Raw genomic sequence first — 12,923 nt, 5'->3', positions numbered from 1 at the left:
GACAATAGCAAGGCAGACGTATCAGTTTTTGAAAATATACAGTACATCTCTGCACTGCGTCATTAAAAGTGTATATGAAGGTATACTTTTAATGACCAGTTTCGCATAAGTGCGAACTGCTGCTGTTGGTTAGTACTATCGGCATTCTATAGGGCATCTCTAAAAACTCGGTTAGATTTTTCGAGTTGCCCAACCTCCCGCCTACTTCCTAAACGCTTTCACTTTTTCCGCAAAGTCGCGCAGCGCGGCAGAAACGCGCACGGTAACATCTGCCGTATCCATACCGCTCAAGAGCTCGATACCTTCATCGATATTGCTGACCGCCCATATCTTAAACCGCTTTTCGGCAATTGCATTGATGACGCGCTCCGGCAAAAAGAGATTGTTTTTATTGCCCTGAGGAATCATCACTCCTTGCGTGCCGGTAGACCTGAGAATCGCACAGGTATCGAAAAAGCCGGTTATCTTTTCCGAAATACCGCCCACCGGCTGCACCATACCGAGTTGATTCAAACTGCCGGTTACCGCGATATCCTGCCTGAGCGGGATGCCCCCGATTGCGGAAAGCAGCGTGAAAAGCTCGGCGCAGGAAGCGGAGTCTCCGTCGATCATACCGTAGGATTGTTCAAAGCAGATTGCAGCGGAAATCGACAGCGGAAAATCAGGCGCGTATTTTTGCCGGAGAATCGAGCTGATGATGAGGTGCGCCTTATCGTAAATTTCGCCGGAAAGCCCCGCCTCCCGCTCGATGTTGATAATACCGGCAGTACCCGGCGATGCTTGCGCGGTAACGCTGACCGGTATGCCGAAAGTATGGAAGCCGCGCTCCTCTACGGCAAGCCCGTTGATTTTTCCCACTGCGGTGCCGGAGGTATCGATTAAAATTTCTTTGAGCTGCACCATCTCGGCAAATTTTTCTTCGGGTAAGGCTGCAAGGTAATGCCGCCGCTCGATTGTTTTGGTAATGATCTCATCGGTGATAAGCTCGCATGATTGCTGCTTCGCCGTATAATTCGCCTCCGCAACAAAATCCGCAATCTTTGTAAACTGAGCGGAAATCAAATGCCGGCTCTCCGAAAGTTCAACCGTATATGCAAGCAACTTCGCATACCCCGAATCGCTGAACGGCAGCGAATGCCGGTCTTTTACAAAGGTTTCGATGAGCGCCAAAACGGCGGCCAAGTTTTCATCCGTCAGCGGCATCACCGAATCGAATTCTGCGCACACCTTGAACAGCTTATAAAAGTCGGGATCCTCCTGATAGAGAATCTCATAGGAATATTCGCCGCCGATGATGATAACCTTCAGCTGTGCAGGAATCGGTTCGGGCTTTAAAAGAGAAGGCGTATGCGTACCGGCGGGCGGCGCTTGCACGGCGATCCGTCCCGACTGCAGCACCCGCTTTAAATACACCCACGAATCTTCTTCTTCCAAAAGGTCTTTCAGCCGCAGCACCAAAAAGCCGCCTAGGGCACGGTGTACCGCTCCTCCGCGCAGCCGTAAATGACCGTTCCGCAGTCCGTCTTCTTCATCACCGTGTCCTTCGATCGTCCCGAAAAGATTGGAAAAGTTCGGCTGGTTTTCGTCGATAACGTAGGATTTATCCTCCGTATTTTCGCAAATCAGATTGATTGCATACCGTCCGAAAAAAGCCTTCTTGTGCCGCGGAGACTTAAACGGCGCTGCATACATCACGGCACGGGCAATCAAATCCGCCTCGGTCTTTTTTAAAAAGGACGCAATCTTCTCGTTGTGTTTTTTCTGCGTATCGGTTTCGGCAGGATAGCCGTTCAACAGCGCACGAGGCTGCTCAAGCTCCGCCGCGATAATCGGTTTGAGTAAATCGATGTACAGCTGTTTGAGTTTTTCTTCCGCCTCCGTTCGGTTTTTCCGCAACAGGGCAAAAAGATCGGCCAGCTCATCGAGCGAGCGGTAATATGTTTCACGTAAATTGTTGAGCGCTTGTTCGGAAAACTTCTTCCGCGCAACCAGCAGCTGCAGCTCTCCGAACGGAACCTCTTTTCCTTTAATAAGCGGAATCAAATCGATGGATTGATTAGGATCGTCTTTCAGCTGCAAGAGCTTAAATCCCCGCGACAGCATCGTTACTTCAAAATTCGCAAGCAGGGAATTTTCGTCGCTGTCTACCGCCGACATAATCTTCTTTTGAGCAGACAAAAAATTCTCAGATTTTTCAATCTGCAGTGCCTGTTTATAGAGAGCTTCAATCGCATTTTTGAGGCTGTGCTGAAACTTCTTGCCCTCACCCGCCGGAAAAAACAGCGCGATCGGTTCTGCCGGATGCCGATAGTTATGCGCATACGCAATATCTTGCAAGGAGGCGGTATTTGGTTTATAGTCCTTGAGCAGCGAAGAGAGAACCGTCCGGCGGCCTGTTCCCGGCGCTCCCATAATAAAAATGTTGTAGCCGTCGTCCCGAATACTTAAACCGAGTTCCAATGCGGACACCGCGCGGAGCTGCCCGACAATCGGCTTATGCGGCGCCTGTGTTTTTAATGCGGCGATTTTCGATTCCGGTATATTGAATTGAATTTCTGAAAGCGGAAGCTCCTGTGCCGAAGCCTGCTGCGGGATGTTTGACGTTGATGATGTATTCAATAGCTTCACTCTCCTCAATGATTATGAGATACAAAAGGCAACTCTAAAAACTCAGGTATAGTTTTTAGAGTGTCCCAAAAGGAAAAAATATGACCGATCTGTTACTAAGCGAGCTTGTCGTTCTGCTCCTCTTACTGCCGGTATTACTGCGCCCGTTTTCAAAAAGCTTAAAAAAAGGCCGTGCAATTCCTATTCTACCTTTTCTGAGCCTCTTTGTCTGTATCTGTATTATCATCGGACAGGGAATCGTCCTCTATCTTTTTATTCTCGTTCTCTTTGTACTGATTGTCTGCCTTTCGGAAATAATACGACTGATTGCGTTTTCCCAAGGGATGCTGAACGATTTTTACGGTATCGCATCGATGATGCTGCGTATGGTGTTACTGTGCCTTTTTTGCGGAGTAGCGTATTGCGCATTCAGATTTGCGCCGGAAGCAAGTATCAGAACCGAGTATCCGCTGACTATCCGTTCGATCGAATTAACCGATAAAACAAGCGCCGGTACCGATAAAGGTAGAGCCGAACAAACCGCCGATTCAGCTTCACCTGCTTCTTCTGTTTCGCGTAATCTATCCGCTTCACGGAATCCTATCGAAGGATTGTTGATTGAGCGGCAGGGCGGCGCCGATAAAAGAGCGCTGGTGATTATTGCCGAAGCTTTTCCATACACCGAACGGCCGGAAACGCTCGCCTCTCTTTTGGCGGATCAAGGCTATACCGTTGCGGAAATCACGAGACTCAAACCGCGCGGCGTTATTCCGCGCATCGAACTGTACCGCAAGCTGCTGCACCTCATCGGGAAAAAAGAGCAACGGTATTTAATAAAAGAAGATGACCCGCAGACGGCTGCGTTCTTTGCAGACTTTCTCGAACAAACGGTTGCGCGTTACGGACGCAATAAGCGGATATTTTTATATGCGGAAGGAATCTATACCGATTTAGCCGCGCACTTTTGTACGGAAAATCCGGGTGTATTTACCGGTGTGTTTTTCAGCCTTTCCGAAGAAGAGCCGCTGCCGTCCGCCCCCGACGGATGGATACGGACCATGCGGGAACACAATCCGGAACTTCTGCCTGAGGACAATACCTTGACCGAACAGGTACAGCCGGAGCGGCCGCTGCCGTTCTGTTGTTACATCCGCCCCTACTCCGAACTCGCAGGCTTCGGACAATTGCGCGCAGAGGATGCCCTCGCAGCGGAACTCTTAGGCAGCGGCCGCAGTATCGGCAGGCAGGACAAAGCCGCAGCAGCCGCGGCATTTAACCGGTATGCACTACTGTTTTGAACTGCTGACCCCGGAGACTATCTATGACGCGGCTGCATTCGTGCGGCAGCACGAATACCGCTGCATCGATCTTGCAGAGCAGCTGCGGCTTTGCTTGTACCCCGACTATGCTCCGCGGTATAAAAAGGCGGCGGCTGTCTATGCCTGCCCGCAACGGCAAACTTGTCCGCAACCGCAAAAAATCTGCTGCGGGGTCTTACTGTTCAGCACGTATGGGCTTCTGTTCCACTGTATCGATACGGGTATTCCAGAGGAAACGGTCTTAGCTTTCGGTCGGTTCTTTTTAGACGAGAACGTGTTCTATAGCGAACACCAGTGGGAACTCCATGCCGTTGCCGGCATCCGCGAGCATACAATTCTCTTTGAGCGGGTTCTATCCGAAACGGCACATATCCGGCTCGACGCCGCCGTAGATTACTACCTGATGCGATGTACAAAGCCTTGTACGGATATATTCTTTCAAACAGCACAGGCCAAGCTGAATACCGCGCTATGGATTGAACGCGCAACGGAGAACGATCTTGCAGAACTCTTCCCGCTTCAGTTCGATTATGAAAATACCGAGGTTGCCTATGAAGGCCGCCCGATAAATCCCGCCGTCTGTAAACTGTCGCTGCATACTCGCCTTACAACCGAATACATCTACAAGGTCTCGGCAGACGGGCACATCGTCGCAAAGGCCGGAATCAACGCACAGGGCTTTCACTGGTTCCAAATCGGCGGCGTCTACACCCTGCCCTCATACCGGAACAAAGGATTAGCCGCAGCCGCCGTCGCACATCTCATCAATACCCATAACGCAGAAGCGCACAGCTTCGCACTCTTCGTAAAAACCGCCAACACAGCCGCCCTCCGCGTATACGAAAAGCTCGGCTTTGAGCAGTGCGGGCCGTTTAGAATGAGTTATTGGAAGGCGGGGGCGAAGTTATAGAAGGGGAATGAGGGAAAGACTTGCAATTTTTGCTGAAAGATAGAAAGCACATGTAATGCAAAATCTTTACAAATAAGCTCTATTGCTATACAATACACTAAAAAGAAGGAGTATGCAGTTATGGCACAAATTAGTTTGAGAATTGATGATGATGTAAAAAGGAGTGCAGAGCAAGTATGTGCAGATATTGGTATGTCTCTATCTACGGCAATCAATATTTATCTGAAAAAACTTGGAAGAGAAAGACGTATACCTTTTGAAGTGAAAGCGGATCCGTTTTATTCTCCTGAAAACAGCGCAATTCTTGATAAGAGAATCGCAGATATACGAATAGGAAAGAATATTTCCGAACATGAACTTATCGAGGTGTGATAGTGCATAAAATTGCTCAATGCGGTTCTCATTACGGCGATAAGTAAATGATTTTCTGATGGACGCAGTGAATAAATGGCTGCTATAAAATCCGATACTGTTTTGCAATAGGTAAGAATGAATAATAAACCTGTCCGGAAACTCGCCTTTCTGAACAGGTTACCTTGAAATGCGATGTTCTAAATCGTGCTATTTGTACGATTTAGAACTCGTCGACCTATTCGAAAACGAAAGTTTCAGAATAGGTCTATTATAGTGTTGAAATCGGGCAATTATTCATTCTTGCCCAACGTATGACATTATTTAACCGTGCTTGGTACCCTTTTCCATCTTTCCGTAACCATTCAAGATTATCATTATCAATCTTTGTATGAATTGCTGTTTTGGGAACTTTTAACGCTTGTATGTAATAAAAGCCGCCGTTGTTGTCAGGCATACTCGGTGGAATATCGGAGAAGTTTATCTCACTGTCAGGCATTTTATCTAGCCGTTCAAGCGTTGCCCTTTCCTCTGCGGTCAGCGGCGGAAAATCAATAACCTTGTATTCTCTTTGCGTTTTCTTCATAAAGCTTTACCTCCGTTTTCACTGCTTTTCGTGCAGAAATAAGCCTTGTAAGTCCATCCCTGTCAGTTGCTATCACGGTTACGATATAGTGTCCATCTATCTTGCCTATATATTTTTCCCGATCCTCATCGTCTGAATGTTTATAATCATAATCTTGGTAAAGTAACGGATCATTGAATATACGGCTTGCAAGTTCAAAACTAAGCCCGCTATGGGTTCTTATATTTGCTTCATTCTTTGCCGTATCCCACACAAAAGCATTAAGATAGACAAAATCCTTATTCCGTCCCATATATTTAATATACATTATTCATATACATAAATCAAGTGCAAAAAAAATAGAACATTATATTGTCAAGGACTCTTTTTAAACTTCTTGCCTCATGCCGTATCCTCAGTTTATAGAATCGACTATAATCGAAAAATAACAGCTATCAACATATTTTATCGACTATAATCGAAATTCATATTGATTCTATTAAGTATTTCGATTATAATCGAAATAATAGGAGGGGGCTTTATGAGTCAGATTATCAGACCGAAATACCTACAACAGATTGCGCAATTTGTAGACAAGCCGGTTATTAAAGTATTAACCGGTATGAGAAGAGTCGGAAAATCAACGCTTTTAATGATGATAAAGGACGAAATTCTCAAAAACATACCCGTTGAAAACAAGCTCTATCTTAATTTTGAGTCGGCGGAGTTTTTTGATGTAACAACAGCCGGCGCTTTACATGCCTATTTACAACCGCGCATACAACACATAAAAACGAAATGCTATTTTTTCTTTGACGAAATACAAATGGTGGCAGGATGGGAAAAGGTTATCAACAGCCTCAGCGTGGATACGGACTGCGATATTTATATAACCGGCTCAAATTCGACGCTTATTTCGGGAGACCTTGCAACTCTGCTTTCGGGGCGATATACGGCGTTTGAAATTTATCCGTTTACCTTCGACGAGTTTACTCAAATATGTAAAGATAAACAGCTTTCAAATGAAGCGCTCTTCGATACATATATACGGATTGGCGGAATGCCTTTTTTGCACTATTTTAATTTTGAGGAAGCTCTCTGTTTTAAATATTTAAGCGATGTGTATAACACTGTATTGGTCAAAGATGTATTGCAGTACAATAACATTCGGGATGTCGATATTTTTAACCGTATCTTATCATATGTGCTCGAAAATATCGGTCATACTTTTTCGGCAAACAGTATTAAAAATTATTTTAAAAATGAGAAAAGGACTGTTTCGCTCGATACCATTTTAAATTATTTGGAATATTGCCAGAATGCATTTATCATAAAAAAAGTCCCCCGCTATGATATGGCAGGTAAAAAGATACTGAAAGTAGACGAAAAATATTATGCAACCGATCACGGATTCCGGCAAGCGCAGGGATTTCCCAATACAAAAGATATTGAAAGAACATTGGAAAACATTGTGTTTATCGAACTTGTCTCAAGAGGATATGAAGTAAAAATCGGAAAACTGAAAGAGAGAGAAATCGATTTTATCGCACAAAAAAATAATCAGCTCTCTTATTATCAAATCGCCTATATGTTAAGCGATGAACAAACACGCGAGCGGGAATTCGGTGCATGTAAATCGATTGAAGATAATTTTCCCAAATATGTGTTGTCGTTGGATCGTTTTGATTTCAGCAGGGATGGCATCACCCATAAAAATATTATTGATTTTTTATTAGGGTAGAGGTTTGATAAGGCAAATACCTACTTGCCATTTGCAGCTGATAGCTAATAACCAGTTTACAATACAAAATCGAAGAAATATACGCATTACAGGTTAAAAAGATAACACGTGCTAATGACGGCGTATACTGGGGATTATCAATAATAGCAAAACCGGTATAAAAGGCCGTTGCATACAGTATAAAGAAAAACGGCAGAACAACGAAAAAATTCTTCCGAAAGATAGCTTTACTTTCAGCGATAATATGCTTCATCTTCATACTTTCTTTTTTATAAACCAAAATAGTGGGTACAAACACCAAGCGGCTGAACCAGTATAAAAGCAGAATAAATATCAAACCGGTTTCTATCCAATCCATAACGGAAGAGAGAGCAGATGCTTCCGAATGTGCCGAATGAAAAGTAAGCATAACCACAGCAACCGGTATCGTGATAACAATCAACTGAATAAAATAAATAACATAGAGGTGTAGAATTACGGCAAAAATAGAATTGAAAACGACATTCCCTATCTGTTGCTTTATATATGCCCGCTGAAAATAGACAATAACGGCTGTTTGCAAAACTGCTACGGCAACAATTAAAAGCGTGATAAAAGAGTTTATCGCCTCGTTTGAACCGGTAAACATGGGCATGATATTTGAAACGACCGATAAACCTATATAGGCAAGCGTATAGTTAATAAACGGTTTTCCCAAAAGCTTCATATCGGATACGATCGATCGAATAAGATTGATGAATTCTTTCATACCGGTTTCCCTTTTTGATGAATAATGACTGCACCAATCATAGCCGATATCCGATATTTTTACAACGAAGAAACGAAAAACCTATTTTTTAAGAAAGACCTAAGAAACACATCGCGTACGTTGACCTTTGATAAGGGGTATTCTATAATTATGGTATGAAAAGCACTATTACGATTGAAATTTGCGTAGGCTCGCTCGATGATGCGATTGCAGCCGAAAAAGTCGGCGCCGCAAGAATTGAATTAAATTCTTCCTTGTTTTTGGGAGGCCTGACTCCTTCGCTCGGCTCCCTCCTCCTTGTTAAAAAAGAGACGAACCTAAAAGTGATGACGATGGTTCGCCCCCGCGCCGCAGGATTTTTGTACACCGCATCCGAATTTAAGACGATGAAAGAAGATGCAAAACTGTTTATCGACAACGGAGCTGACGGTATCGTATTCGGTTTTTTAAAAAAGAATGGAACGATTGACGAAAAGCGGTGCGAAGCGCTCATCAAAATTGCAGGCGATAAAGAAAAGGTATTCCACCGCGCAATCGATGTCGTGCCCGATCCCCTGAAAACGCTTGACATTCTGATTGATCTCGGCTTTACCCGTGTACTTACCAGCGGACAGGAACCGACCGCCTACGAAGGCATGGAGCTGATCTCCGCGATGGTTAAGCACGCAAAAGGCCGCATAGAAATTCTGCCCGGCGGCGGCATTACAAAGAAAAATGCGGCGAAGCTCGTAAAAGGCACCGGTGTCAATCAGATTCACTTTGCAGCGTTAAAAGCCGTAGCCGAACCTTCGACGGCAAAGAACCCCGCCATCTACTACGGCGGTGCCCTCTACCCGCCCGAAGACCGGTTTGAAACCGCCGACCTCGGCGCAATGTCCGAAATTATCGGCACCGTAAAATAAGCGCTTGGAGTATTAAACTCTCCTCACGAATAAAGGAACAGAAGGGGAAGGAACGGACAAAGGATGAAATCGAGTTCAACGGGGAGATTTCACGGCAAAGAATTGCCATCGAGCATACCAGCCGTTATTTGAAGAGATTCAGGATACTTGGTTCCAGATACCGAAACAAACGAAGAAAATTCGCTCTCCGTATTACGCTGATCTACGGCATTTATAACTTGCGACACTGGTTTTCCAACATGTCTAATGTAAGGGAACTCCAGCCCTCTGCAAAACTCCCATTACTAAGTATATACCTGAATATCCAAACGGACAAGGAAGAATTCTTGGGCATCTCTAAAAACTCGGTTAGATTTTTAGAGATGCCCGACGAGTTTTAATTTAAGTCTTTATATTGTAATGACTTAAATTAAAACATCGCAAATTACATCTAATAGTCAGTGAAATGCGGCTTAGAATAACACTTACATCAGATTCAGCAGCAAGTCCCTCTTCCGCAAATTCTCCTAAACTTGTCTTTATCCGTTCGAGCGCCCGATTAAGGCTTGCTTCATTTCTTCCGATCAAGACAACCGTATAACCGGCTTTTGCAAATAATTCCGCAATACCGTGACCTATAATACCGTTTCCGATAACGGCAATGGTTTTTCCATCCATTTGATTAAGCATTTCTATATTCCTCCTCATTCTTATACTACAGGGCATCTGAAAAAACTCGGTTAGCTTTGCTTCGCATCCTTCGGAATAGAAGATACCTCATCAGCATAGCTGATACCGAGTTTCAATTTAAGTCTTTATGTTGTAATGACTATCAACGCCGCTTCGTTAATAGTCAGACATAAAAATTGATTTCCGTGCAAGCAAAATCGGGGATTGCTACCGCTTTATAATTGTCCAATTATTTTCCGTTGCAGTGATACGGGCTTCGATACTCGGCTCTTCATTTTCATAGGGATACGCATCGGGTTTATTTTTATCTGCCTGATAAATCACTTCACAATACGAAGCGGCATTTTTTTTAGGAAGGCTGTATAACAGTGCATCGAGCGTTGCGCGAGTCAATCTGTTTTTTTTAATGTCCAGCGTAATAATACCGAAAGGCGCTTTTGATAAATTGTGCGGGTCTATTTTTATATCAGTTAAAGCATTGTACGAACACGTCATATCATTGAGTATTTGACATGTTCGTACATCAAGGATTTTCAGGCGATTCCAAGCGCAAAACAATCCCTCTAATTCCCGCTGTTTTGAAACATCAAGCGTTTGCAGGTTATTATAGCTGCAGTTCAAGATTTCCAAATGCGGACAGCCTTCTATATCCAGTACGTTCAAATTGTTCCGTCTGCAATTAAGTATTTTTAATTCAGGCAAATTGCCTAAGATGAGCGTTTTAATACCGCCCTCACCGTCCTCATTTGCATTGGAGGCACAATATAAGTTGTGTAAAAAAAGGTTATTTGAAACATCCAACGAAGTTAAACTGTTCCGGCTGCAATCAAGTTTCTCCAGTTTCGGCATAGCCGAAGTATCCAGTGCGGTTAAAAGAGTGCACCCTGAGATATCTAAATATTTTAAATGAGACAGCTGCGGCAGTATGAGTGAATGAAGTTGTTTACCGTGTATACTGAGCTGTTCTAAACGCGGATTTTGCAGCAAATTGAGTGAATGAAGTTGTTCACCGTATATACTGAGCTGTTCTAAATGCGGATTTTGCAGCAAATTGAGCGTGTCATTCGTAGCGCCGCTGAGCTGCACTATTCTTAGCTTAGGATTACCGGAAAGATCAACAGAGGTTTTACACCGCAGGCTCAATTCTTCTAAGTTAGGATATCGGGAAAGATTAAAACTTTCGTTTTTCGTAACGCTTATGTCCAATTTTTGCAAATACGGTGAATCAGGTAAGACTATGCTTTCGAAGGTAGTTTTAGCCGATAATACTTTAAGCTTCTTATTATTCGATAGGTCAAGCGTTCTGTTTTGTGGGGAAAGAGTGTATACCATGCCCGAAAGTTCAAGATACTCCAATTCAGTCAGTGCAGAAAAATGAGGCATTGCAGTAAATTCATGCGGCGCACATATCAATGTTTTGATATGTTTTCCGTTTTTGAATACTAAACCGGTTATTGTTGTGGGGGGACCGGTAAAAAGAAAAAGCCCCCTTATTTCTATTTGCGTTATATCTCCGACAATACCGATACGCTCCTGATTGAGGGCAATGATGGAGCCTCCCTTATCTCTTTCAGAAAAAGGCGGCAATTCCTCCATTTTATCGGCGGTGTGCGTTCTTGCTCCAATAAGATGCGCAGGGCGACCGCTTACCGTGTCGGCAAATACTGCAATGCCTTTCGCTTTCGTATCCAGCTCAATGATAATATCGGCATATTCAACATCAACCGGCACACTAAAAGGCGGATAGCATGATGAAAGGCAGCATATCAGTAATATCAATCCGATAGACCATAGTTTTGTTTTCATAGTTTCTTCCCATAAAAGTCAAAAAGAAAGTATCGACTTTCGATTGACTTTTTATGCACGTTTGCAAAAGGCAAACTTGGCAGATAAAAGCCGTGCTATTTGTACGGCTTTTAAAACAACACAAGGCCGACGGCAGCGCCGGCAAGAATTAAAAAGATGGGATGCAGCCGTTTAAACACAACCTGTACAACACAGAAAAGGCAAAAGACGGCTGCTGCCTTCCAGTCAACCAATTCCGTCCACTGCCGCGAAGCGTAAAAGGCGGGCAATGTAAATACCGCAACGGCAAGTACGTTCCATGCAGCAGCGGCAATCATCCCCGCAGCTCCCGCCCGCAGTCCATACATAGTGTTCTTAACCGGTGCCGCATTTTGAAACGACTGAGTAAAGCGGGCTATCAATACAATCACAATCAGCGACGGCAGCACAATCCCTGTCGTCAATACAAGGCTGCCCCAAATACCGTACAACTCATACCCGATATAGGTCGCCATGTTGATACCGATCGGCCCCGGCGTCGATTCCGAAACGGCAATCATTGCAATAAACTGTTCAGAACTGATAATCGAGCGGGCTACCAACTCCTGCTGCATCAAGCTGACGGCAACCAGTCCGCCGCCGATGGTAGAAAGGCCGATATACATAAAAAGGAAAAATAAACCGAACAAACTCATTCGTTATCCTCCTTACGGCGGCCGGAAGCTCTTTTGCCGTTTCGGATAATCTGCGCACAAAACCCGATGATACCGGCGGCAAGCACAATCAAGATACCGGAAACATTCCACACAGACATTGCAAGAAAGGCACCGACGGCAATCCCCGCGGTAACAAAGTCCGTAATAATCTTTTTGCCGAAAGTAAAAACCGCACGGGCAAGTAAGGCGGCGACAGCGACATAGACGCCTTTCATCGCACGCTGTATCCATACAATATCGGAAAAGCGGGAGATGGAACCGGCTATCAGCGTAATCACAATCCACGAAGGACACACAATCCCTATCGTGCTCACAATCGCGCCCGAAAGCCCTGCACGTTTATACCCGCAGAACGTCGCAACATTCACCGCAATAATTCCCGGCGTACACTGCCCTATCGCAAAGTAATTCAGAATTTCTTCTTCAGTCAGCCACTGCTTCGATTCTACCAATTCCCGTTGCAGCATCGGCAGCATACTCATACCGCCGCCAAAGGTAAAAAGTCCTATCTTAAAAAAAGCCGTGAACAACTGCACATATCGTATCAATCCGTCTTTCATAGCTCACCGCCCCCTTACACTATTGCACACCTCTAAAAAATTGATTCGCG

At 44.5% G+C, this 12,923-nt stretch carries 14 protein-coding genes; 6 read left to right on the top strand and 8 right to left on the bottom strand.

The genetic code is table 11. From position 1 onward, the window contains the following. Nucleotides 1-201: 201 nt before the first annotated feature. The gene (locus ABK01_RS06300) at nt 202-2,619 is read right to left on the bottom strand and encodes a Lon protease family protein (RefSeq protein WP_371921999.1); all 2,418 of its coding nucleotides are present in this window, start codon (nt 2,617-2,619) and stop codon (nt 202-204) included. Between the two features lie 89 nt (nt 2,620-2,708). Between ABK01_RS06300 and ABK01_RS06295 the strand changes: the two genes are divergently transcribed. The 3 genes from ABK01_RS06295 (at nt 2,709) to ABK01_RS06285 (ending at nt 5,208) form a co-directional block, all read left to right on the top strand. After that, on the top strand, nt 2,709-3,905 hold the full coding sequence (locus tag ABK01_RS06295) for a hypothetical protein (protein WP_253674974.1): 1,197 nt from the start codon (nt 2,709-2,711) through the stop codon (nt 3,903-3,905). After that, a complete protein-coding gene (locus ABK01_RS06290) occupies nt 3,889-4,836 on the top strand; it encodes a GNAT family N-acetyltransferase (protein ID WP_253674973.1) in 948 nt (315 codons plus the stop codon). Before ABK01_RS06295 ends, ABK01_RS06290 begins: the two co-directional genes overlap by 17 nt. A gap of 120 nt (nt 4,837-4,956) precedes the next feature. After that, on the top strand, nt 4,957-5,208 hold the full coding sequence (locus ABK01_RS06285) for a type II toxin-antitoxin system RelB/DinJ family antitoxin (RefSeq protein ID WP_212564911.1): 252 nt from the start codon (nt 4,957-4,959) through the stop codon (nt 5,206-5,208). A gap of 250 nt (nt 5,209-5,458) precedes the next feature. Here the strand turns inward: ABK01_RS06285 and ABK01_RS06280 are convergent, their stop codons facing one another. Together ABK01_RS06280 and ABK01_RS06275 are read right to left on the bottom strand one after the other, a co-directional pair. Continuing rightward, nucleotides 5,459-5,773: a BrnA antitoxin family protein gene (locus ABK01_RS06280; RefSeq protein WP_212564912.1), complete on the bottom strand. Its 315-nt coding sequence runs from the start codon at nt 5,771-5,773 to the stop codon at nt 5,459-5,461. Then, the gene (locus ABK01_RS06275) at nt 5,739-6,080 is read right to left on the bottom strand and encodes a BrnT family toxin (protein ID WP_253674972.1); all 342 of its coding nucleotides are present in this window, start codon (nt 6,078-6,080) and stop codon (nt 5,739-5,741) included. Before ABK01_RS06275 ends, ABK01_RS06280 begins: the two co-directional genes overlap by 35 nt. Nucleotides 6,081-6,293: 213 nt before the next feature. Between ABK01_RS06275 and ABK01_RS06270 the strand changes: the two genes are divergently transcribed. After that, complete coding sequence (locus tag ABK01_RS06270) at nt 6,294-7,493, top strand: ATP-binding protein (RefSeq protein WP_253674971.1); 1,200 nt, start codon at nt 6,294-6,296, stop codon at nt 7,491-7,493. Here ABK01_RS06270 and ABK01_RS06265 read toward each other — a convergent pair. Continuing rightward, nucleotides 7,471-8,241, bottom strand: coding sequence for a hypothetical protein (locus ABK01_RS06265; RefSeq protein ID WP_253674970.1), 771 nt, complete (start codon nt 8,239-8,241; stop codon nt 7,471-7,473). The genes ABK01_RS06270 and ABK01_RS06265 overlap by 23 nt on opposite strands. Nucleotides 8,242-8,396: 155 nt before the next feature. Here ABK01_RS06265 and ABK01_RS06260 point away from each other — a divergent pair, with 155 nt between their 5' ends. Together ABK01_RS06260 and ABK01_RS11810 are read left to right on the top strand one after the other, a co-directional pair. After that, entirely contained in the window at nt 8,397-9,143 is a 747-nt protein-coding gene (locus ABK01_RS06260; RefSeq protein WP_253674969.1) for a copper homeostasis protein CutC, read from the top strand. Beyond that, a complete protein-coding gene (locus tag ABK01_RS11810; RefSeq protein WP_371922037.1) occupies nt 9,140-9,523 on the top strand; it encodes a transposase family protein in 384 nt (127 codons plus the stop codon). Before ABK01_RS06260 ends, ABK01_RS11810 begins: the two co-directional genes overlap by 4 nt. Before the next feature lies 1 nt (nt 9,524). On the opposite strand, the gene ABK01_RS06255 is transcribed toward ABK01_RS11810, so the two are convergent. From ABK01_RS06255 to ABK01_RS06240, 4 genes are all read right to left on the bottom strand, one after another. Next, entirely contained in the window at nt 9,525-9,812 is a 288-nt protein-coding gene (locus ABK01_RS06255; RefSeq protein ID WP_212564916.1) for a 3-hydroxyacyl-CoA dehydrogenase NAD-binding domain-containing protein, read from the bottom strand. Between the two features lie 207 nt (nt 9,813-10,019). Next, nucleotides 10,020-11,618, bottom strand: coding sequence for a leucine-rich repeat domain-containing protein (locus ABK01_RS06250; protein ID WP_253674968.1), 1,599 nt, complete (start codon nt 11,616-11,618; stop codon nt 10,020-10,022). 110 nt (nt 11,619-11,728) lie between these two features. Next, the gene (locus ABK01_RS06245) at nt 11,729-12,292 is read right to left on the bottom strand and encodes a chromate transporter (protein WP_253674967.1); all 564 of its coding nucleotides are present in this window, start codon (nt 12,290-12,292) and stop codon (nt 11,729-11,731) included. Further along, on the bottom strand, nt 12,289-12,873 hold the full coding sequence (locus ABK01_RS06240; RefSeq protein WP_253674966.1) for a chromate transporter: 585 nt from the start codon (nt 12,871-12,873) through the stop codon (nt 12,289-12,291). Before ABK01_RS06240 ends, ABK01_RS06245 begins: the two co-directional genes overlap by 4 nt. Nucleotides 12,874-12,923 lie beyond the last annotated feature (50 nt).

The sequence above is a fragment of the Treponema sp. OMZ 305 genome (assembly GCF_024181325.1).
Classification (GTDB): Bacteria; Spirochaetota; Spirochaetia; order Treponematales; family Treponemataceae; genus Treponema.
The sequence above is the reverse complement of the archived record's forward strand: the minus strand, read 5'-3'. Positions and strand labels throughout refer to the sequence as shown.